Consider the following 20,760-nt stretch of genomic DNA (forward strand, 5'->3'; position numbering starts at 1 on the left):
TATCGAAATGACCCTAGGCTCACCTCATGACTACTCCTGCCGATCCGGCCGCCCCCACCGGCCCGCGCGTACCGGAAGCGGTGCACCGGCGCCGCTGGGCGATCCTCGGCGTCCTGATGCTGAGCCTGCTGATCGTCGTGCTCGACAACTCGATCCTGAACGTCGCCATCAAGACGATCTCCACCCCGGCCCCGACCGGCCTGGGCGCCACACAGAGCGAGCTGGAATGGGCCATCAACGCCTACACCCTCGTCTTCGCGGGCCTGCTGTTCACCGCCGGACTGCTGGGTGACCGGCTGGGCCGCAAGAAGGTGCTGCTCGGCGGTCTCGCCGTGTTCGGCATCGGCTCGGCACTCGCCGCCTTCTCCGGTTCACCGGGCCAGCTGATCGCCTTCCGCGCGGTGATGGGGCTGGGCGCCGCGTTCGTCATGCCCGCCACCCTCGCCGTCCTCATGAACGTCTTCGAGCGCGACGAACAGCCCAAGGCCATCGGCATCTGGGCCGGCGGCGTCGGGCTCGCCATCGCCATCGGCCCGATCACCGGCGGCGTGCTGCTCGACCACTTCTGGTGGGGCTCGGTCTTCCTGATCAACGTGCCCATCGTGCTGCTCGCGCTCGCACTGATGCTCTGGCTGGTGCCCGACTCGCGCGACCCGCACCCCGGCCGGGTCGACCCCGTCGGCGTGGTGCTGTCCGTCGTCGGCCTGGTCCTGCTCGTCTACGGCATCATCAAGGGCGGCCAGCTCGCCGACTTCACCGACGTCACCGTGCTCTCCACCATCGGGGCCGGTCTCGCCGTGCTCGTCGCGTTCGTCGTCTTCGAGAAGCGCAGCGACCACCCGTCGATAGACGTCACGTACTTCAAGAACAAGGTCTTCTCGGCCGCCATCGCCGCCATCGCGCTGGTCTTCTTCGCCCTGATGGGCGTGACGTTCTTCTCCGTCTTCTACACCCAGAGCGTGCGCGGCTACTCGCCGCTGCAGACCGGTCTGCTGATGCTGCCGCTGGCCGCCGCCCAGATGATCTTCGCGCCGCGCGCCCGTCTGGTCGTCGACCGCTTCGGCAACAGGGCCACGACCACGGCCGGTCTCCTCGTCATCGCCGCCATGCTGGCCGCCTTCGCCGCCCTGGACGCGGACACCCCCATCTGGATCCTGGAAGTGATCTTCTTCCTGATGGGCACCGGCATGGCCCACATCATGACGCCGGTCAGCGTCGTCATCATGCAGGCCCTGCCCCGCGAGAAGGCCGGCTCCGCCTCCGCGCTCAGCAACACCTTCCGGCAGGTCGGCGGCGCCCTCGGCATCGCGGTCCTCGGTTCGGTGCTGTCCACTGCCTACCGCACGGGCATCGAGGACAAGCTCGGCGCCCTCCCCCCGGCGCTGCGGCACACCGCGGGCGAGTCCATCGAGGCCACCCTCGGCGTCGCGGACAAGCTGGGCCCGCGGGGCGCGTCCCTGGTCGCCCCGGCGCACGACGCCTTCCTGCACGCCATGCACATCACCGCCCTGTGGGGTGCGGGCGTCGCCGTGCTCGGCGCGGTCGTCGTGGCGCTGTTCCTCCCCGGCAAGCCGCCCACGGCCCGGGGGGCGCAGGACGACCAGGAGTTGTCGCACACCAGGTCGTAGGCCTGAGAGACGATTGACTCCCGCCCTCACGGGCGGCCGGCACCGGTCAGGAAAGGAAGCAGCGACGTGAGCCTCGCCGAACGGCAGCCCCCGCACGACGGTCCCGCCCGGGGGCGTCCCAGAAGCGAGGCCGTCGAGCGCGCCATCATCGAGGGCGTGATGAAGCTCCTGGAAGAGGGCGTGCCCCTCGCGGAGCTGTCCATCGAGCGCATCGCCCGCACCGCGGGCGTCGGCAAGGCCACCATCTACCGCCGCTGGAGCGGCAAGGAGGAACTCTTCGTCGACGTCGTGCGCGCCGCCGAGCCCCCCGACCCGCCGCTCCCCGGCACCTCCATGCGCGACGACCTCGTCGTCCTGCTGGAGCAGGTGCGCCGGCGCGGCCTGGCCCACCGCTCCTCGGCGATCCTGCACAGCGTCCAGGCCCAGATGAAGAGCAGCCCGAAACTCTGGGAGGCGTACCACTCCATCGTCGTCGCGCCGCGCCGGAGGCTCGGCCTGGAGGTCCTGCGGCGCGGCCGGCGCAACGGCGAACTGCGCACGGACCTCGACCTGGAACTGGTCAACGACCTGTTCGTCGGCCCGATGCTCGTGCGGTCCGTGCTGCGCACCGACGCCGACCTCCCCGACGACCTCGCCGAACAGGTCGTCGACACCCTCCTCGAAGGGCTGCGGCCGACCGGCTCACCCCCTGTCAGTTCGGCTCCGCACGGCTCCTAGTGTGCGCGTTTCGTCACAGAGGGCGCTTTCGCCGGGGCCGACCGGAACTCGTCGCGGGGACTCGAACGTCATCGCCCCCGTACGGCCGTCGCAGGACGGCGGGAACGGAACGGATCATCCCCTAGGGTCGTAAGGACACGGGGGCGATGGTGTGCACGGCAGGCAGTGAGGCGACGGTATGGCGCAGCAGGCGTACATGACGGAGACGGACAACGGCGGCTCGGGGCCCGAGCACCGGGGAACCCGGCTTCGGCGCCTGTTCGACCGGCTGGCGGGCCCCTGGCGGGGCGACCCACGGATCTGGCGGCGCGGGCTGCTCGTGGCGACGTGCGCGGTGCTGCTGGCCCTGGTCATGCTGCTGCACTCGCACATCCCGAACATGATCGGCAACCTGGGCAGCCTCACCGAGACGTTCCTGCCCTGGCTGGGCCTGCTCGTCCCGGTGCTGCTCGCCCTCGCCCTGTTCCGCAGGTCCGCGACCGCGCTGATCGCGGTGGTGGTGCCGTCCGTGGTCTGGCTGAACCTCTTCGGCGGCCAGCTCAGCGACAAGGCCGAGGCGGGCGGCGACCTCACGGTGGTCACGCACAACGTCAACGCCGAGAACCCGGACCCGTCCGGCACCGCCCGTGACGTCGCCGCCTCCGGGGCGGACGTCCTGGCCCTGGAGGAGCTGACGCCGGCCGCGGTGCCCACCTACGAGAAGGCGCTGGCGTCCACGTACCGCTACCACTCGGTGCAGGGCACGGTCGGAGTCTGGAGCAAGTACCCGCTGACCGGGGTGCGGGACGTCGACCTCGACATGGGGTGGACCCGCGCGATGCGCGCCACCGTGACCGCCCCGGCCGGACAGGTCGCGGTCTACGTCGCCCATCTGCCGTCGGTGCGCGTGAAGATGGAGGCCGGCTTCACGGCCCGGCAGCGCGACCGCAGCGCCGACTACCTCGGTGAGGCCATCGCCCGTGAACCGCTCGAGAACGTGGTCCTGCTCGGCGATCTGAACGGCACGATGAACGACCGCGCGCTCAACGCCGTCACCTCGCAGATGCGTTCCACGCAGGGCGCGGCCGGCAGCGGCTTCGGCTTCAGCTGGCCCGCGTCGTTCCCGATGGCCCGCATCGACCAGATCATGGTGCGGGGTCTGAAGCCCCAGAGCTCGTGGACCCTCCCGGAGACGGGAAGCGACCATCTGCCGGTCGCCGCCCGTGTGAGTGTCACCACAAGCGGTTCCTGAAACCCCCTGGTCACAGCCCTGCCGCCAGAAGATCGCATCGGAGGTGGCAGGGCGTGGAATAGTGCGCCTGAGAGACTTTGTTCCGTACTTGAACATACGCGTACGGATCTCCAAGCAAGTCTCGAAAGGCTCACTCATGCCCCTGGCCCTGCTCGCCCTTGCCGTGGGCGCCTTCGGCATCGGTACGACCGAGTTCGTGATGATGGGGCTGCTGCCCGACGTCGCGGACGACCTGAACATCTCGATACCCGACGCCGGCCATCTGGTGTCGGCGTACGCGCTGGGCGTCGTCATCGGCGCCCCGCTGCTGGCCGCGGTCACCGCGAAGATGTCCCGGCGCACGGTCCTGATCGGCCTGATGGGACTCTTCGTCGTGGGCAACGCCCTGTCGGCCCTCGCGCCCGGCAACGGCTGGCTGCTGGCCGCCCGCTTCCTGAGCGGACTGCCGCACGGCGCCTTCTTCGGTGTGGGCGCCGTCGTCGCGACGAACATGGTCGCCCCCGAACGCAAGGCGCGCTCGGTCTCGTTGATGTTCCTCGGCCTGACGGTCGCGAACGTCGCGGGCGTGCCGGTCGCGACCCTGATGGGCCAGCACCTCGGCTGGAGGGCGACCTTCCTCGGCGTCAGCGCCATCGGCCTGGCGGCCATCGCCGCGCTCGCGCTGCTCATCCCGCACGACCACGAGCACACCACCGCCAAGGGCCTGCGCGGTGAACTCGCCGCCCTGCGCTCGCTGCCGGTCTGGCTGTCGCTCGGCACGACCGTCGCGGGCTTCGGCGCGCTCTTCGCGGCCTACAGCTACATCACGCCGATGCTCACCGACGCCGCCGGCTACGCCGACGCCAGCGTCACCCTGCTGCTGGCGCTGTTCGGCGTCGGCGCGACCGCGGGGAACCTGCTGGGCGGCCGTCTGGCCGACCACTCCCTGCGCGGCACACTGTTCGGCGGGCTCTCCTCGCTGGTGGCGGTCCTGGCGCTGTTCCCGCTGCTGATGCGCACGGAGGTCACGGCCGCCGTGGCCGTGACCCTGCTCGGCATGGCGGCCTTCGCCACCGGCTCCCCGCTCCAGCTGATGGTCATGGAGAAGGCGGCCTCCGCCCCGTCCCTGGCCTCCTCGGCCAACCAGGCCGCCTTCAACCTGGCCAACGCCGGCGGTGCCTGGATCGGCGGCCTCGCCCTGGCCGCGGGCTTCGGCGTCACCTCCCCGGCCCTGGCCGGTGTGGCCCTCGCCGTCCTCGGCCTGGCCGTGGCCTCGCTCGCCTACGCGGTGGACCGGCGCCACGCGCCCGTGGCCGGGCGCGAGCGGATCGTGGCGAGCCATGTCCCGCAGGAGGCGGAAGCGGTACACCACTGACGCCTTCCCGCACACGGCAGCCCGCGGGTCACGGACCCGCGGGCTGCCGTTCTCCCGTTCACCGTTCTCCCGTTCACCGGGACCTGTGCCGCCGCGCCGCGACGACGGCCGAACTGGCCGGAGTGGTGAGCACTTCGGCCGCGTCCAGGTCCGGATGGGTCAGATAGAACAGGCGCAGCTCGTCCACCTCGCCCTCGAACCGGGGCGGCCACTCGGCCGAGGGGGTGAAGTCGTCCAGCACGAGGATCCCGCCCGGGGCGAGCAGTTCGACGACCCTGCGCGGATCGTCCCGCTTGCCGCCGCCGTCGCAGAAGAACACGTCGAAGGGGGCGTGCCGTTCGAGCAGCCGCCAGTCACCGGTCAGCACGCTGACCCGGTCGTCGTCAGCGAAGACCCCGGCCGCGCTGCGGGCCAGCTCCTCGTCCCGCTCCACGGTGACGAGCCGCGCACCGTCGCCGAGTCCGCTGTGCAGCCAGGCGGTCCCCACACCCGATCCGGTGCCGCTCTCGGCGACGACGCCGCCGGGCTTGGACGCGGCGGCCGTCCTCAGCAGCCTGCCGACCTCGCGGATGCAGCTCTTCGCGAACCCCGCCTCGGCGGCGAGGCGTTCGGCGGCGCGCACCCGCGCCGGCACAGCAAGTCCGTTCACGACCGGACCCCCCTTCACGACGGGCCCGACGTTACCCAACGGCCCGTCAGCGCACCGGCCGGTCGGCCGAGGTCGCCGAACCGCCCGCCGACGTCACCGGAGCCCGCGGACGGGCCCCGGACGGGTGGTGCACACGGTCCGCCGCCTACTCCTGCGGCTGGGTCGCGATCTGGATCAGGTTGCCGCAGGTGTCGTCGAAGACGGCCGTGGTCACGGGCCCCATGTCCACGGGCTCCTGGGGGAAGCGGACGCCGAGGCCGCTCAGGCGCTCGTACTCCGCGCGGACGTCGTCGACGGCGAACTGGGCCACCGGGATGCCGTCGGCGGCGAGCGCGTCACGGTAGGGCTTGACGGCCGGGTGACCGGCGGGCTCCAGGAGCAGCTCCGTGCCGCCGGGGTTCTCGGGGGAGACGACGGTCAGCCAGCGGTCCGTCTCGCCCACCGGGACGTCGTGCTTCTTCACGAAGCCGAGGACCTCGGTGTAGAAGCGCAGGGCCTTGGCCTGGTCGTCGACGAAGACACTGGTCAGATGGATCCTCATGGCGGGCTCCCGGGTAGCGGTCGTGGAGGACGGGGCCCGGCGGGTCCGGCGGTCCCCCCGCGCCGTGCGGCGCGGGAGACCGCCGGACCCCGCATGCCGGGCCGGTGGCCGTCCCTGACGACCCTGGCCCGTCAGAGCGACTCGCGCCACCCGTTCGTGATCGGCAGCCGCCGGTCCTTGCCGAAGCCCTTCGGGGAGATCTTCGTACCCGGCGGGTACTGGCGCCGCTTGTACTCGGCCGTGTCGACCATGCGCAGCGTCTTCGCGACCAGCTCCGCGTCGAACCCGGCCGCCACGATCTCGTCCGCACCCCGGTCCCGGTCGACGTACAGCTCCAGGATCGCGTCCAGCACCGGGTAGTCGGGCAGCGAGTCCGTGTCGACCTGGCCCGGGCGCAGTTCCGCGCTCGGGGGCTTGGTGAGGGAGTTCTCCGGGATCGGCGGGGTCTGGCCGCGCTCCCGGGCGGCCCGGTTGCGCCACTCGGACAGGCGGAAGACCGACGTCTTGTACACGTCCTTGATGGGCCCGTACGCGCCGACCGAGTCGCCGTAGAGCGTCGAGTAGCCGACCGCCAGCTCCGACTTGTTGCCCGGGGCCAGGACGATGTGGCCCTCCTGGTTGGAGATCGCCATGAGCAGCGTGCCGCGCAGGCGCGACTGGAGGTTCTCCTCCGCCAGGCCCGTCAGGCCCAGCGCGCCCATGTACGCGTCGAACATCGGCTCGATCGCCACGGTCCGGTAGTTCAGACCCGTGCGGCGGGCCAGTTCGGCGGCGTCGTCCTTGGAATGGTCCGAGGAGTACTTCGACGGCATCGACACGCCGTACACGTTCTGCGCGCCCACCGCGTCACACGCGATCGCCGCCACCAGCGAGGAGTCGATGCCGCCGGACAGACCGATCAGGACCGACGAGAAACCGTTCTTCGCGACGTACGCCCGCAGGCCCACGACCAGCGCCGAGTAGACCTCCTCGTCGTCGTCCAGCCGGTCCGCGTAGCCGCCCGTGAGCTCGGGCTCGTACGCGGGCAGCGGCTCCTCCGACAGCACCACGCGGTCGATGCGCAGCCCGTCGTCGACCACACCGGTGGGCGCGTCCGGCGACGCCGCCGGCAGATCCAGGTCCAGGACCACGCAGCCCTCGGAGAACTGCGGGGCCCGCGCCACGACCTCGCCGTCCTTGTCGACCACGATCGAGTCGCCGTCGAACACGAGCTCGTCCTGGCCGCCGATCATGGCCAGGTACGCCGTGGTGCAGCCGGCCTCCTGGGCCCGCTTGCGGACCAGCTCCAGGCGCGTGTCGTCCTTGTTGCGCTCATAGGGGGAGGCGTTGATGGACACCAGCAGGCCCGCCTGCGCCGAACGGGCGGCGGGGACGCGGCCCCCGTCCTGCCAGAGGTCCTCGCAGATGGCCAGGGCGACGTCCACGCCGTGCACCCGCAGCACCGGCATGCTGTCACCGGGCACGAAGTAGCGGAACTCGTCGAAGACGCCGTAGTTCGGCAGGTGGTGCTTGGCGAAGTTCAGGACCACCTCGCCGCGGTGGAGCACCGCCCCGGCGTTCTGCGGCGCGCCGGCCGGCTGGCCGTACTTCGGCTGGGCCGTGGCGCTGCGGTCGAGGTAGCCGACGATCACCGGCAGCTCTCCGAAGCCCTCCGCGGCCAGACGTGCGGCGAGAGCGCGCAGCGCCGCGCGAGAGGCCTCGACGAAGGACGACCTGAGCGCCAGGTCCTCGACGGGATACCCGGTCAGCACCATCTCCGGGAACGCGACCAGATGCGCTCCCTGTTCGGCGGAGTGCCGGGTCCAGCGGACGATCGACTCGGTGTTACCGGCGAGGTCGCCCACGCAGGCGTCGATCTGGTTCAGGGCGAGACGTAGTTGAGGCACGCCGCCCAGTGTAATCGTCAGTGCGACACAATGGGGTGGTGTGGGTCACCCCACACCACCCGATGTCCCTGTGAGGAGGCTGGGTCCGCGTCTGCCCGACCAGGAACCCGGTGTTCGGGTCGGCGATCGCCGTGATGTCCGGGACGACCCGGTCGCCGCCCGCGCTGTCGGCCTTCGCCGGCGCGTCCGGCACGACGCCCTGCTGGTGGGAGGGCTCGCCGGCAGCGCGATGTGAGGCTTACGCGTCCGGTGTCTCTAGGACCGCGGCGCCGCGCCTCGCTCCTCGAGCATGTCCGCCATCAAGGAGATCTCCGACTGCTGCGCGTCCACCATCCCCTGGGCGAGCCGCTTCTCCACGCCGACCGTGCACCTGCGCGCACACCCCTCGGCCATGTGGACGCCGCCCTGGTGATGGTCCGTCATCAACCGCAGGTAGAAGATCTCCGCCTGCTTCCCGCTGAGCTCGCCGAGCTTCTTCATCTCGGCGTCGGTCGCCATGCCCGGCATCAGCGCGCCGTCCTCGCCGGAGGCCATGCCGCCCATGTCCATCCAGGTCATGGGCGGTTCGGAGGACACCTTGGGCAGAGCCCACAAGTCGAGCCAGCCGAGCAGCATGCCGCGCTGGTTGGCCTGCGTCTGCGCGATGTCGTACGCGAGCCGCCGGACCTCCTCGTCCTCCGTGCGGTCGCGCACGATGTACGACATCTCCACGGCCTGCTGGTGGTGCACCGCCATGTCCCGGGCGAAACCGGCGTCGGCGGACTCGGCGGACGGCGTCCTGCCTCCGCCGTCGTCCCCCGCGACGGCGTAGGTGATGGCCCCGGCGGCGACCAGCGCCGCCGCCGCGGCCCCGGCGATCAGGCCGACCAGCCTCACTCGGACAGCCCGTTCGTGCAGGCGGCCCCCGGCTCGGGGGTCTGCGCGCCCTGGACGAACTTCTCGAAGAACGCGTCCACGTTCGGGTCCTTCGCACCCGTCACCGTGCGCTGGTGGCCCCACGCCGAGAGCATGATCGGGTCCTTCTGGTCGTCCATCGGGCTCATCAGCGTGTACGGCGTCTTCTTCACCTTCGCCGCGAGCGCGTCGACGTCGGCCTTCTCGGCGTCGGCGTTGTACGTCACCCACACCGCGCCGTGCTCCAGCGAGTGCACGGCGTTGGTGTTCTTCACGGGCTCGGTGTAGACGTCGCCGTCGCAGTTCATCCAGACCGGGTTGTGGTCGCCGCCGACCGGCGGTTCGGAGGCGTACTTCACGGGCTTGGTGACGTGGGTGCGGGACAGCTTGCCCTCCCACGTCTTCACGCCGTCCTTGCCCGTCACGAACCTGCCCTTGCCCGAGGAGTCGCTCGCCGCGGTGGTGCTGCCCTTGTCGTCCTGGGACCGCACGAGCACGACGCCGCCGACCACGAGTCCGGCGACGACCACCACACTGGCCGCGATGACGAGGACCCGGTTGCGGCGCTCACGGGCCTGCTCGGCGCGCCGCATCTCCTCTATGCGTGCCCTGCGGTCCGTGCTGCTGCTGTTGGCGGAGCCCATGGGGTGTCCTTCGGGGGGAAAGTGACGGTCGGGTGAGCTGATCGTAAGGGGGGAGACGGGGCGCCTCGTAGAGCAGCCGGGGAATGGGCCGAATCGATACGGCACCGACAGCGGGACGACAGCTTCGGCGGTCCCGGGTCGTTCTCCGGCCCGATGCCCGGCTCATGGAGCAACCGACCCGCTCCCGGATCAGCCGGTCCGCTCCCGGATCAGCCGGTCCGCTCCTGGGTCAGCCGGTCCGCTCCTGGGTCAGCCGGTCCGCTCCTGGATCAGCCGGTCCGCTCCCGGATCAGCCGACCCGCTCCTGGACCAGCCGGTCCGCTCCTGGATCAGCCGGTCCGTTCCTGGGTCCGCCGGTCCGCTCCCGGATCAGTCCTGGATCAGTCGGCCCGCTCCTGGCTCCGCGATAATTTGAACCGGGGATGCGCATTACCTACGCTGCCCGCATGCGGCTGCTGCGCTCCACCGACCTCGCCCTGCGGGTCCTGATGCGGCTCGCCGTCGCGGGCGGGTCGAGTCCGACGACCCGGGACGTCGCGGCCGGCATGGACGTGCCGTACACCCACCTGGCGAAGGTCGTCGCCGAGCTCCAGCACATGGGCCTGCTGGAGGCCCGCCGAGGCCGCGGTGGCGGTCTCACGCTCACCGAGGAGGGCCGTACGGCCTCCGTGGGTGCCGTGGCCCGCGCCTTCGAGGGCGGCGGCGACGTCGTCGACTGCGAGGGCCCGACGCCCTGCCCCCTCAACTCCGCCTGCCGCCTGCGCGGGGCCCTGCGCCGGGCCCAGGAGGCGTTCTTCACCTCACTGGACCCGGTCACGGTGGAGGACATCGTGGCGGAGCCGACGGGTGCGCTGCTCCTGGGGATCTCCCGGGGCCCCGACCGCCCTGCTCCCTAGACAGCGCGCCGGGCGCCGCAGGGCAGGCACGGCTTCGCGGATCCCCTAGTCCTGCCCCGCGAGCCACAGGTCCGGGCCGAACACCTCGTAATGGATGTCGGCGGGGGCGACGCCCTGCCCGATCAACCGGGTCCGCACCGCCCGCATGAACGGGAGCGGGCCGCACAGGTACGCGCGCGTGCCCGGGGCGACGGCGACGCCGGTGAGGTCGACCAGTCCGGAGTGCGTACCGGCCGGGGCGTCCTGCTCGTACCAGAGGTGGACGGCCGCGTCGGGCAGCTTGCCGGCGTAGGCCTGGTGGTCGGCGCGCAGGGCGTGCGTGGCGGGGGAGCGGTCCCCGTGCACGACGGTGACCGGGGCGCGGTGCCCCGAGTCGGCCAGGTGCGCCAGCATCGCGATCATCGGGGTCACGCCGATGCCGGCCGAGGCGAGCAGCAGCGGGGTGTCCACAGCGGCGTCCAGGACCAGGTCGCCGTACGGCTCGGACAGCTCCAGGAGGTCGCCCACCCGTACGCGCGCGTGCAGGTGGTTCGAGACCTCGCCCTCGGGGGCGCCGGTCTCGCGCACGCGCTTGACGCTGATCTGCCGCAGGCCGGGGCCGGGGACCCCGGACAGGCTGTACTGCCGTATCTGCCGGGCGCCGTCGGCGAGGGCGACGCGGACGGAGACGTACTGGCCCGCGAGGAACTCGCGCACCGGGCCGCCGTCGGTCGGCCGCAGCCGGAACGTGGCGACGTCGTCGGTCTCGGCGACCCGCTCGACGACCTCCCAGGGCCGCCAGGTGGGTCCGCCGCGCTCCTCGCGCAGCCGCTGCTCCATGGCGATCAGGGCGTGCGCCATCAGCCAGTAGACCTCGTCCCAGGCGGCGGCGACCTCGGGCGTGACGGCGTCGCCGAGCACCTCGGCGATCGCGGCGAACAGGTGCTCGTGGACGACGGCGTACTGCTCCGGCGCGACCCCGAGCGAGGCGTGCTTGTGGGCGATGCGCCGCAGCATCGCGTCCGGCCGCTGCCCGGGGTGCTCCAGCAGGTGGGTCGCGAACGCGGCGACGGAACCTGCGAGCGCCCGGCGCTGGGTGCCGGCGGCCTGGTTGCCCCGGTTGAACAGGTCCCGCAGCAGCTCCGGGTGGGCCGCGAACAGCCCGGCGTAGAAGCGCTCGGTGATCGTGCCGAGGGCGGCCCCGACGGCGGGGAGCGTGGCACGGACGGTGGCGGCGGACTGCTCGGACAGCATCAGGCCTCCTCAATGCTCGGTGTGCGCACGCTATTTAAAGTTGCATCTGAGATGCAACTTAAGTGGGCGGGTGACGACAGGAACCGGCCGTTACGGATGACGGTGCGAGCAGGCACTATGGGCGGCAGAGCAGTTCACCCGCCGGACGTGAGGCGTTCGACCCCGGCTCAGCCGGGCGATCATGGTGCGCAACGCGTTCGAAACGGTGGTGTGGTGGGATGCTCAGGTGCCCGACCGCCTCCCGTGGTACGGAAGACAGGCGGCCTGACCAGCAAGGATGGGGAAGCGGAAGATGGACAAGCAGCAGGAGTTCGTGCTCCGGACGTTGGAGGAGCGCGACATCCGGTTCGTACGCCTGTGGTTCACGGACGTGCTGGGCTTCCTCAAGTCCGTCGCCGTGGCCCCGGCCGAGCTGGAGCAGGCCTTCGACGAGGGCATCGGCTTCGACGGCTCCGCGATCGAGGGCTTCGCCCGGGTCTACGAGTCCGACATGATCGCCAAGCCGGACCCGTCGACCTTCCAGATCCTGCCGTGGCGCGCGGAGGCCCCGGGTACGGCCCGGATGTTCTGCGACATCCTCATGCCGGACGGCTCCCCGTCCTTCGCCGACCCGCGCTACGTCCTGAAGCGCGCCCTGGCCCGCGCCAGCGACCTGGGCTTCACCTTCTACACGCACCCGGAGATCGAGTTCTTCCTGCTGAAGGACCGCCCGCTGGACGGCACCCGCCCCACTCCGGCCGACAACTCCGGCTACTTCGACCACACCCCGACCAACGTCGGCATGGACTTCCGCCGCCAGGCGATCACCATGCTGGAGTCGATGGGCATCTCGGTGGAGTTCTCCCACCACGAGGGCGCACCGGGCCAGCAGGAGATCGACCTCCGCTACGCCGACGCGCTCTCCACGGCCGACAACGTCATGACGTTCCGCCTCGTCATGAAGCAGGTGGCCCTGGAGCAGGGCGTGCACGCCACGTTCATGCCGAAGCCGTTCTCCGAGCACCCGGGCAGCGGCATGCACACCCACCTGTCCCTCTTCGAGGGCGACCGCAACGCCTTCTACGAGTCGGGCTCGGAGTACCAGCTGTCCAAGGTGGGCCGCTCCTTCATCGCGGGCCTGCTGCGGCACGCGGCGGAGATCTCCGCGGTCACCAACCAGTGGGTCAACTCCTACAAGCGCATCTGGGGCGGCGCGGAGCGCACGGCGGGCGCGGGCGGCGAGGCGCCCTCCTACATCTGCTGGGGCCACAACAACCGCTCGGCGCTGGTCCGCGTGCCGATGTACAAGCCCGGCAAGACGGGCTCGGCACGGGTCGAGGTCCGTTCCCTCGACTCCGGCGCGAACCCCTACCTGGCGTACGCGCTCCTCCTCGCCGCCGGCCTCAAGGGCATCGAGGAGGGCTACGAACTGCCGCCGGGCGCCGAGGACGACGTCTGGGCCCTCTCCGACGCGGAGCGCCGCGCAATGGGCATCGAACCCCTCCCGCAGAACCTGGGCGAGGCCCTGACCCTGATGGAGCGCAGCGACCTCGCCGCCGAAACCCTCGGCGAACACGTCTTCGACTTCTTCCTGCGCAACAAGCGGCAGGAGTGGGAGGAGTACCGCTCGGAGGTCACGGCGTTCGAGCTGCGGAAGAATCTGCCGGCGCTGTAGGGGCAGGTCGGAGACGCTCGTCAGAACTCTGCAGTGAGTGTCGCTGACGGACGCATCCCTTGAATTCGGTCAGGCCTGGTCCCGGCGGGCTTGAGGCAGACCCTGTTCACCAGGTCAATACGCAGGGCCGACGGTCACGGTGCCGTCGGCCCCCGTCTCGTTCCAACGGCCGGGTGGGCCGTAGATGCTGCCGAGCCGCTGGTGTGCTCAGGCTTCCTCGGTGTCAAAACGGGCGGAATGTACTGCTATCGCAGATGGTCTCTCGGAAACACTCCCAACTGTGCATGGATATGCGCAGAGGATCAATTTTCGCATTCTTGGTGTCGCGGACCCAGACTGCAGTCGGTGTCGAAGCGATTTCTACGCAGGTCGCCGCACTGGTGGAGTGTGAGCTTTTCCGCCATTCCATCTGCACGTTCATAATATCTCCTCGGCTGGTGACCCAACGCTTTCGCGTCGTAAATGAAATTTTACGGTTGTTGACGCAGGTGGTTCTCCAGTTGCCTGACCTCTCGTGTGATGGGGTGCGTATGCGGCAGGTGAGTGCAATCGGCAGCAAGAGAGGATGCCTCCTGCCGTGCATCGGCAATAAGGCCCGATTCTGCCAAAGCCTCAGCCACACGTTTACGTCTGTACAACACCGCTAGGTCTGTCGATCCCAGTTTCTCGGTGCTCTGCTGCAGGGCAGCCTGAAGCAGGGTCATACCTTCTTCGCGAGCCCCTGAACTGAATGTGCTGTTGGCGAGTCCGAACCGTACTCCCAGAACGAGACGGTCATCGTCTCCCAGGGTGGAGGCTGCTCTGTCCGCCAGCGACTCGTAGAGTTGGCGAGCTTCGGTGTGCCTACCGCAGTGCATGGTGAACGATGCCACCATGCTTTCCGCCAGCAGCGACTCCTCATGGTCAGCGCCGAACTCTTCTCGAAGAGCTTCCATTCTCTGTCGAGCGACGGTCAGCGCTTCCTCTGCCGAACGTAGCGGTGCGTCCGATTCCCACAACATTCTCTCGGCTTCTCCGATGCCTGCCTCGGCTGCACGGCGCAGTGCTGGGACGGCCAGTGTGAAATGGCCCGCCAACCATGCGTTGCACGCAATGGTGTAGGCCTCATGGAGCGGGGCAAGCTCCATCGCTGCCGTCCATACCGGTTCAGGTATGGCCTCCTGCACAGGGAGATCGATCAAGTAGTCAAAGGCCAGGCACCCATGTCGGGCATGGCCGAGCAACAGGCTGTTCGCACCTGCGGGAACCGTGGGAGTCAGCGCCCATTCCAGCGCCTCTTCGAATGGTTCGGGACGCAGTTCCACGCCGCCGCGGCGAGCAAGGTAGTCCTCGTGCAGGCGCTGGAGCACCTCTGTGGGCAGAGGGCGGTGATAGCCCGCGCGGCGGACGTCTACGGCCGCTGCTACCAGGGCCGCTCCTCGCGGATGGCGTCCCGGTGTCCAGGCGTGCTGCCAGGCTTCGACCAGTTCGGGGCCGGCCGCTAGTAGTTCGGCCACCCCGAAGCGCTTGTCCCCGGCCAGTGCGCGCACGAGCCGAGGATCGGTCGCCACAGCTTGGGCCCGTTCGCGCTCGCCATCGGTCCACCTTCTCTCGACGTGAACAATCTGGGCTTGTCGCAGTACGGCCCGGCCCTGACGCCAGACTTCTTGTGCAGCCCCGGAGGCCTCCGTCTCCGCGCGATCGCGATAACGGTCGTACTCGTGGCTGCGCATGGTGGCCATGACCAGAACCCGTCGGCCCGAAACAAGCAGACGATTCAAGAGGGAGATGGTCAGCCCTCCCGAGCCAAGGAAGCGCTCCAGGTCATCCAGCCAGACCACGCAGCGGTCGAGTGCTTGCCAGCCATCCAGTAGTACCCCGACAGCCTCGCGCGTAGAGGGAGCTGCGAAGTGATGGTCAGGGTGCAGGAGCCGGATGGCCTCGAAAGCGGCTCGAGTCTTTCCCGCAGTCGATTCTCCGACCAGCAGTACGAAGCCTCCGCGCCGCAGGACGGCGTGCAGCTGCGGCTCAATGTCACGTGTGACGTAGGGCGGGACCCGGTTGACTGCCCCGTCTTGTTCAATGGTTTCGGCAGGGTGCACCCCCACCGCAACCGGATCATGCAGATCGCGTACCAGAGGGAGTTGCCCATCCGGTGAGGCGATGGCCAAGGCATCGGGTCGACGACGAGCAGCTTCAATTCGCCGCTGCCATTCCGTTTGCGCGCCGACCACAACGGCGCTCACTACGGCCGCGACAGCAGCCCCGAGTACTCCCGCCCACGTCTCCGCCCCCCACTGCGCAGTGAGCAGCCCGATCAATGCGCTGACGGCAATCACTGCCACCAGACGAACCCACAGTCGGTACGGCCCCCCAGAAGCCCTCACAGTTCCCCCCTATCGACAGCAAGGAACTTCCTGGGAAGCCTTCCCTGAACAGGCCCCGGCGAACCGGCACCCATGGGCAAGCGAACGGCGCTGCATGGACGGTGCGGGCCCGGTCCGGCATCGCGTCACGGGTCTGAACAACAAGCGGCAGGATGAGAGGAAGACCGCTGTCGGATCGCTGGCCATCTGCACTCGGCCCAGCACCCTCGTGAACCCGCTCCTGTCCGGAGCCGCCACGGAAGGAAACTCGCCAAGGAGGCGAGAGCCATGGCAGCGGGCCACAGTGAGCACAGCATCGCGGCGCTGACCGAGAGGCTCAAGACCGAGCGGTCACAGTGACGCCGCCTTCGACACCTGCTCCCACGTGAAGCCGTCCGGGTCGGTGAACGGCCCGGCGTCGCTGCCGATGGTGAGGCGGTGGGAACCCGTGCCGTCGGGGGAGACCCCGGCGACCTTGGCCAGGCCCCGGCGCTTGTACAGGGCCAGCTTGACGGGGCCGTCGGCGGCGAACTCCACGTACTTGGAGCCGAAGCTCTTGCCCACGGCCAGACCGTGGTCGACGTAGAACTGCTTGCTGGCCTTCACGTCCTCCACCCCGAGCAGGAGCACGAAGTCGTCGACCCGCCCGGTCGCCGGGCCGGTGTTCTTCTTCGACGACGACGCCAGCTGCCAGATCGTCCCGTCGGGTGCCTGCACGACACCCCCGTAGCCCCACAGCGACTTGGCGGCGGGCTTCAGCGTCGTCGCGCCGGCCCGCACCGCCGACTCGACGAGGGCGTCCACGTCGGCCGGCTGGGGGACCACGAGCGACAGCGTGAACCCGCGGAAGCCGGAGGTCGGTGCCTCCGACGCCCGCAGGCGCAGCCGGTCGCCCAGACCGAAGGCGGCGGAGTAGAAGCGGTCGGCTGCGGCGGGGTCGGCCACCTCGAGGGTGACGGATGCGATGGAAGTCATGACAACGACGCTAAGCGTGCCCCGCGAGACGTGCTTCTTGATTCCTGACCGGGTTCTCTCCTGGTTCTCCCCGTGGCTCTCCGGGTTCGTTCCGGGCGCTCAGGCCTGCTTGCGCTTCAGGTCCGCCAGCAGCTGGTGCAGCGGCTCCGTGGCCCGGCGCCGGTACTCCTGGACCGCCCAGCCGTTGCCGTCCGGGTCCTGGAAGTGCATGAACGTGGCGCCGTCGTCCGGGGAGTACTGGACCGGCTCCGAGACGTCGAGCCCGCGGGCGACCAGCTCCGCGTGGGCCGCCTTGATGTCGGCGACGCACAGCTGCAGGCCCTGGTAGGTGCCCGGAGCCGGGGTGGGGCCGGGCGTCATCTCCCAGATCGACGCGCCCAGGGCGATCGAACAACCGGAACCCGGCGGGGTCAGCTGCACGATCCGCATCCCGGGCATGACCTCCTGGTCGATGTCCACGTGGAAGCCGACCTTGTCCCGGTAGAAGTCCCGGGCACGGTCGATGTCGGACACGGGCAGCGGGATGACTTCGAGGGTGAGGTCCATGGCATGACTCCTTCGTCCGGCCTCATGGAAAGCGGTCCGCGGGTCCGGCTGAAGCCGGCTCGACGGCGCCCTCTCACCGAAGCCGAAAACGCCGGGCCGCGCCACCGAGTGGACGGCCGGCGGACCCGTGCCGTGGCCGAAACGGCCCCCGCGTCCCGCGGAGCGCCGCCGACAGCCGTACCCGCGCCTCCCCCCGCGCGGCCAGTCCGCGTAGGCGCCCGCCCCGGCGGCCGCGCGGGTGGCTTCCCGGCCCGTTCGCGGGCACGGGGCATCATCCCGGTGGCCCGGCCCCGGCCCGCACCGGCCCGGCCCCGGCCCGCTCCCATCCGCCTCGGTCCGCCCTGGTCCGCTCCGGCCCGCTCCGATCCGCCCTCGCCCGCTCCGGCCCGTCCCGGCCCGCCCCGCTCTGCCCCGCCCCGCCCCGCCCCGCTCCGTCCGGCGAACTCCCCGGCGCTTCCCCCGGCCCGGGCGGTTAGGCTCAAAGCGGTAGGACCTTGATCCGACCCAGGTCCGAGGAACAGTGCGAGGGAGGCCCGGATGACGGCGGTGCCGGGGCGCAGGAGCAGCACCTTCACCCGACTGCTGCGGCACGGCTTCACCGACGCCTCCGCCGCCGAGCGGCTCCTGGACAGCCCCGAACTCGCACCCCTGCGCGACGACCCGGTCCTGCTGGAGGCGCTGGGCGCCACCGCCGACCCCGATCTCGCCCTGCTCGGGCTGGTCCGGCTGCTGGAGGCCCAGCAGGGCCCCGGCGCCCGCCGGGAGCTGCTCGACACGCTGATCTCCTCCAAGCCGCTGCGCGACCGCCTCCTCGGCGTCCTGGGCGCCTCCACCGCCCTCGCGGACCACCTCGCCCGGCACCCGGACGACTGGCAGGCCCTCGTCATGTACGAGGCGTACGACCTGCACCCCGGGGTGGAGGAGTTCGAGGCCGGTCTCGCGGAGGCCACCGACCCCGTCTCCCTGCGCGTCGCCTACCGGCGCTGCCTGCTGTCCATCGCCGCCCGGGACGTCTGCGGCACCACCGGCGTCGCCGAATCCGCCGCCGAGCTGGCCGACCTCGCCACCGCCACCCTGCGCGCCGCCCTGGGGATCGCCGAGGCGGCCGCGCCCGAGGACGCCGCGCTGTGCCGTCTCGCGGTCATCGCGATGGGCAAGTGCGGCGGCCACGAGCTGAACTACGTCTCGGACGTGGACGTCATCTTCGTCGGGGAGGCCGCCGAGGGGGCCGACGAGACCAAGGCGGTACGCGCCGCGACCCGGCTCGCCTCGCACATGATGCGGGTCTGCTCCGAGACCACCGTCGAGGGCTCCATCTGGCCCGTCGACGCCAACCTGCGGCCCGAGGGCCGCAACGGCCCCCTGGTGCGGACCCTCTCCAGCCACCTGGCCTACTACCAGCGCTGGGCCAAGACCTGGGAGTTCCAGGCGCTGCTCAAGGCCCGCCCGGTGGCCGGCGACCTCGACCTCGGCGCGGAGTACGTCGCCGCCGTCCAGCCCCTGGTGTGGAAGGCCGCCGAGCGCGAGAACTTCGTCCCCGACGTGCAGAAGATGCGCCGCCGGGTCGTGGAGAACATCCCCGTCGGCGAGGTCGACCGCCAGCTGAAGCTGGGGCCGGGCGGCCTGAGGGACGTCGAGTTCGCCGTGCAGCTGCTCCAGCTGGTGCACGGCCGGACCGACACCTCCCTGCGCAGCGGTACGACCCTGGACGCGCTCGAAGCCCTCGCCGCGGGGGGCTACGTCGGCCGGGCGGACGCGGCCCAGCTCGACGAGGCCTACCGGTTCCTGCGTTCCATGGAGCACCGCATCCAGCTGTTCCGGCTGCGCCGCACCCACCTCGTTCCCGAGGACGAGGCCGAGCTGCGCCGCATCGGCCGCTCCCTCGGCATGCGCAAGGACCCCGTCGCCGACCTGCACCGCGAGTGGCGGCGGCACGCGGGCGTCGTACGCCGTCTGCACGAGAAGCTCTTCTACCGGCCGCTGCTCGACGCGGTCGCCCAGCTCGCCACCGGGGAGGCCCGGCTGAGCACCGAGGCGGCCCGGGAGCGCATGGTCGCCCTCGGCTACGCCGACCCCGCCTCCGCCCTGCGCCACCTGGAGGCCCTGGCCTCCGGCGTCACCCGCAAGGCCGCCATCCAGCGCACCCTCCTCCCGGTGCTGCTCGGCTGGTTCGCCGACTCGGCCGATCCGGACGCGGGCCTGCTGGGCTTCCGCAAGGTCTCGGACGCGCTCGGCAAGACACCCTGGTACCTGCGGCTGCTGCGGGACGAGGGCGCCGCCGCGCAGAACCTCGCCAGGGTGCTGTCCGCCGGCCGGCTCGCGCCCGATCTGCTGATGCGCGCCCCGGAGGCCGTCGCGCTGCTCGGCGACGGGGACGGCGGCGGGCTGGAACCCCGGTCGCGGGACCACCTGGAGCAGGAGATACTCGCCGCGGTGCGGCGCGCCGACGGTGTCACCCAGGCCGTCACGGCCGCCCGCGGTGTGCGCCGCCGCGAGCTGTTCCGCACGGCCGCCGCCGACATCGTCGGCTCCTACGGCACCGAGGAGCAGCCCGCTGAGGCCGACCAGGGCGCCCTGGTGGACCGGGTCGGCGGCGCGGTGTCGGACCTGACCGCCGCGACCCTGGCCGGCACGCTCCGCGCGGTCGTGCGGGACGGCTGGGGCGACGACCTGCCCACCCGGTTCGCGATCATCGGCATGGGCCGGTTCGGCGGCCACGAGCTGGGCTACGGCTCCGACGCGGACGTGCTGTTCGTGCACGAACCGCGCGACGGCGTCGACGAACGGGAGGCCGCACAGGCGGCGAACAAGGTCGTCTCCGAGATGCGCCGCCTGCTGCAGCTCCCGAGCGCTGACCCGCCCCTGCTCATCGACGCCGACCTGCGCCCCGAGGGCAAGTCCGGGCCGCTGGTGCGCACCCTCACCTCGTACGAGGCCTACTACCGCCGGTGGGCCCTGACCTGGGAGTCGCACGCGCTGCTGCGGGCCGAGCCCGTCGCCGGCGACGAGGACCTGGGCCGGCGCTTCATCGAGCTGATCGACCCGCTGCGCTACCCGGCGGCCGGGCTCGCCGACGAGGCCGTGCGTGAGATCCGGCGGCTGAAGGCCCGCATGGAGTCCGAGCGGCTGCCGCGGGGCGCCGACCCCAAGCTGCACGCCAAGCTCGGGCCGGGCGGCCTGTCCGACGTGGAATGGACCGTGCAGCTCATGCAGCTGCGGCACGGCGCGACGGAGCCGGGCCTGCGCACCACCCGCACCCGTGAGGCCCTGGCCGCCGCCCGCGCCGCCGGGCTCGTCACGGACGAGGACGCGGCGACCCTCGACGAGGCCTGGGTCCTCGCGACCCGGGTCCGCAACGCGGTGATGCTGGTCCGCGGCCGGGCCGGCGACACGTTCCCGACGGAGCCCCGGGAGCTGGCCGCGGTGGGCCGGTACCTGGGGTTCGGCCCGGGCCACGCGGGCGACATGCTGGACGCCTACCGGCGAACGGCCCGCCGCGCCCGTGCCGTGGTGGAGGAACGGTTCTACGGCGTCACCGAGCGCTAGCGGCGCGTCAGCCACGGGCGA

Annotated in this window: 17 protein-coding genes; 7 read left to right on the top strand and 10 right to left on the bottom strand. The window is 71.1% G+C overall.

What is annotated here, in order from left to right; translation table 11 throughout:
* Positions 1 to 26: 26 nt before the first annotated feature.
* The 4 genes from ACFV20_RS31960 to ACFV20_RS31975 all read left to right on the top strand — a co-directional run bounded on the left by ACFV20_RS31960 (position 27) and on the right by ACFV20_RS31975 (position 4,930).
* Positions 27 to 1,628: an MFS transporter gene (locus tag ACFV20_RS31960; RefSeq protein WP_385663129.1), complete on the top strand. Its 1,602-nt coding sequence runs from the start codon at positions 27 to 29 to the stop codon at positions 1,626 to 1,628.
* A gap of 66 nt (positions 1,629 to 1,694) precedes the next feature.
* Complete coding sequence (locus tag ACFV20_RS31965) at positions 1,695 to 2,345, top strand: TetR/AcrR family transcriptional regulator (protein WP_385663132.1); 651 nt, start codon at positions 1,695 to 1,697, stop codon at positions 2,343 to 2,345.
* A 178-nt stretch (positions 2,346 to 2,523) separates the two neighbouring features.
* Positions 2,524 to 3,576: an endonuclease/exonuclease/phosphatase family protein gene (locus ACFV20_RS31970; RefSeq protein WP_385663134.1), complete on the top strand. Its 1,053-nt coding sequence runs from the start codon at positions 2,524 to 2,526 to the stop codon at positions 3,574 to 3,576.
* Between the two features lie 136 nt (positions 3,577 to 3,712).
* Positions 3,713 to 4,930: an MFS transporter gene (locus tag ACFV20_RS31975; RefSeq protein ID WP_385663137.1), complete on the top strand. Its 1,218-nt coding sequence runs from the start codon at positions 3,713 to 3,715 to the stop codon at positions 4,928 to 4,930.
* A gap of 73 nt (positions 4,931 to 5,003) precedes the next feature.
* Here ACFV20_RS31975 and ACFV20_RS31980 read toward each other — a convergent pair whose 3' ends face one another.
* The 5 genes from ACFV20_RS31980 to ACFV20_RS32000 all read right to left on the bottom strand — a co-directional run bounded on the left by ACFV20_RS31980 (position 5,004) and on the right by ACFV20_RS32000 (position 9,544).
* On the bottom strand, positions 5,004 to 5,579 hold the full coding sequence (locus ACFV20_RS31980) for an O-methyltransferase (RefSeq protein ID WP_385663140.1): 576 nt from the start codon (positions 5,577 to 5,579) through the stop codon (positions 5,004 to 5,006).
* Positions 5,580 to 5,724: 145 nt separating this feature from the next.
* The gene (locus ACFV20_RS31985) at positions 5,725 to 6,120 is read right to left on the bottom strand and encodes a VOC family protein (RefSeq protein ID WP_385663142.1); all 396 of its coding nucleotides are present in this window, start codon (positions 6,118 to 6,120) and stop codon (positions 5,725 to 5,727) included.
* Positions 6,121 to 6,251: 131 nt separating this feature from the next.
* The gene (locus ACFV20_RS31990) at positions 6,252 to 8,006 is read right to left on the bottom strand and encodes an NAD+ synthase (protein WP_385663145.1); all 1,755 of its coding nucleotides are present in this window, start codon (positions 8,004 to 8,006) and stop codon (positions 6,252 to 6,254) included.
* Positions 8,007 to 8,261: 255 nt separating this feature from the next.
* On the bottom strand, positions 8,262 to 8,882 hold the full coding sequence (locus ACFV20_RS31995; protein ID WP_385663147.1) for a DUF305 domain-containing protein: 621 nt from the start codon (positions 8,880 to 8,882) through the stop codon (positions 8,262 to 8,264).
* Positions 8,879 to 9,544, bottom strand: a complete 666-nt coding sequence (locus ACFV20_RS32000) for a DUF3105 domain-containing protein (protein WP_385663149.1) — start codon at positions 9,542 to 9,544, stop codon at positions 8,879 to 8,881. Before ACFV20_RS32000 ends, ACFV20_RS31995 begins: the two co-directional genes overlap by 4 nt.
* A 446-nt stretch (positions 9,545 to 9,990) precedes the next feature.
* Here ACFV20_RS32000 and ACFV20_RS32005 point away from each other — a divergent pair, with 446 nt between their 5' ends.
* Positions 9,991 to 10,440, top strand: coding sequence for an RrF2 family transcriptional regulator (locus tag ACFV20_RS32005; protein WP_385663152.1), 450 nt, complete (start codon positions 9,991 to 9,993; stop codon positions 10,438 to 10,440).
* A 45-nt stretch (positions 10,441 to 10,485) separates the two neighbouring features.
* Here ACFV20_RS32005 and ACFV20_RS32010 read toward each other — a convergent pair whose 3' ends face one another.
* On the bottom strand, positions 10,486 to 11,673 hold the full coding sequence (locus ACFV20_RS32010; protein ID WP_385663154.1) for a globin domain-containing protein: 1,188 nt from the start codon (positions 11,671 to 11,673) through the stop codon (positions 10,486 to 10,488).
* Between the two features lie 292 nt (positions 11,674 to 11,965).
* On the opposite strand from ACFV20_RS32010, the gene ACFV20_RS32015 reads away from it, so the two are divergent.
* Positions 11,966 to 13,327, top strand: a complete 1,362-nt coding sequence (locus tag ACFV20_RS32015; RefSeq protein ID WP_385663157.1) for a glutamine synthetase family protein — start codon at positions 11,966 to 11,968, stop codon at positions 13,325 to 13,327.
* A gap of 223 nt (positions 13,328 to 13,550) precedes the next feature.
* Here the strand turns inward: ACFV20_RS32015 and ACFV20_RS32020 are convergent, their stop codons facing one another.
* The 4 genes from ACFV20_RS32020 to ACFV20_RS32035 all read right to left on the bottom strand — a co-directional run bounded on the left by ACFV20_RS32020 (position 13,551) and on the right by ACFV20_RS32035 (position 17,193).
* Complete coding sequence (locus ACFV20_RS32020; RefSeq protein ID WP_385663160.1) at positions 13,551 to 13,910, bottom strand: DUF397 domain-containing protein; 360 nt, start codon at positions 13,908 to 13,910, stop codon at positions 13,551 to 13,553.
* On the bottom strand, positions 13,798 to 15,651 hold the full coding sequence (locus ACFV20_RS32025; RefSeq protein ID WP_385663163.1) for a hypothetical protein: 1,854 nt from the start codon (positions 15,649 to 15,651) through the stop codon (positions 13,798 to 13,800). The genes ACFV20_RS32020 and ACFV20_RS32025 overlap by 113 nt, the downstream gene beginning before the upstream one ends.
* 372 nt (positions 15,652 to 16,023) lie before the next feature.
* Positions 16,024 to 16,647 carry a glyoxalase gene (locus tag ACFV20_RS32030; protein WP_385663165.1) on the bottom strand — a complete coding sequence of 208 codons (624 nt, stop codon included), beginning with the start codon at positions 16,645 to 16,647 and terminating at the stop codon, positions 16,024 to 16,026.
* 99 nt (positions 16,648 to 16,746) lie between these two features.
* Positions 16,747 to 17,193: a VOC family protein gene (locus ACFV20_RS32035; protein WP_385663168.1), complete on the bottom strand. Its 447-nt coding sequence runs from the start codon at positions 17,191 to 17,193 to the stop codon at positions 16,747 to 16,749.
* Positions 17,194 to 17,730: 537 nt separating this feature from the next.
* Here ACFV20_RS32035 and ACFV20_RS32040 point away from each other — a divergent pair.
* Positions 17,731 to 20,739, top strand: a complete 3,009-nt coding sequence (locus ACFV20_RS32040) for a bifunctional [glutamine synthetase] adenylyltransferase/[glutamine synthetase]-adenylyl-L-tyrosine phosphorylase (protein ID WP_385663171.1) — start codon at positions 17,731 to 17,733, stop codon at positions 20,737 to 20,739.
* The last annotated feature ends 21 nt before the right edge of the window (positions 20,740 to 20,760 follow it).

The sequence above is a fragment of the Streptomyces sp. NPDC059696 genome (genome assembly GCF_042733745.1).
GTDB lineage: Bacteria > Actinomycetota > Actinomycetes > Streptomycetales > Streptomycetaceae > Streptomyces.

Bases quoted from the DNA above. Each gene is read 5' to 3' on its own strand.
- ACFV20_RS31960 (WP_385663129.1), top strand. From the start codon at position 27: ATGACTACTCCTGCCGATCCGGCCGCCCCCACCGGCCCGCGCGTACCG.
- ACFV20_RS31985 (WP_385663142.1), bottom strand. From the start codon at position 6,120: ATGAGGATCCATCTGACCAGTGTCTTCGTCGACGACCAGGCCAAGGCC.
- ACFV20_RS32035 (WP_385663168.1), bottom strand. From the start codon at position 17,193: ATGGACCTCACCCTCGAAGTCATCCCGCTGCCCGTGTCCGACATCGAC.
- ACFV20_RS32040 (WP_385663171.1), top strand. From the start codon at position 17,731: ATGACGGCGGTGCCGGGGCGCAGGAGCAGCACCTTCACCCGACTGCTG.
- ACFV20_RS32005 (WP_385663152.1), top strand. From the start codon at position 9,991: ATGCGGCTGCTGCGCTCCACCGACCTCGCCCTGCGGGTCCTGATGCGG.
- ACFV20_RS32000 (WP_385663149.1), bottom strand. From the start codon at position 9,544: ATGGGCTCCGCCAACAGCAGCAGCACGGACCGCAGGGCACGCATAGAG.
- ACFV20_RS32020 (WP_385663160.1), bottom strand. From the start codon at position 13,910: ATGCACGGCAGGAGGCATCCTCTCTTGCTGCCGATTGCACTCACCTGC.
- ACFV20_RS31975 (WP_385663137.1), top strand. From the start codon at position 3,713: ATGCCCCTGGCCCTGCTCGCCCTTGCCGTGGGCGCCTTCGGCATCGGT.
- ACFV20_RS32010 (WP_385663154.1), bottom strand. From the start codon at position 11,673: ATGCTGTCCGAGCAGTCCGCCGCCACCGTCCGTGCCACGCTCCCCGCC.
- ACFV20_RS32030 (WP_385663165.1), bottom strand. From the start codon at position 16,647: ATGACTTCCATCGCATCCGTCACCCTCGAGGTGGCCGACCCCGCCGCA.
- ACFV20_RS31970 (WP_385663134.1), top strand. From the start codon at position 2,524: ATGGCGCAGCAGGCGTACATGACGGAGACGGACAACGGCGGCTCGGGG.
- ACFV20_RS32015 (WP_385663157.1), top strand. From the start codon at position 11,966: ATGGACAAGCAGCAGGAGTTCGTGCTCCGGACGTTGGAGGAGCGCGAC.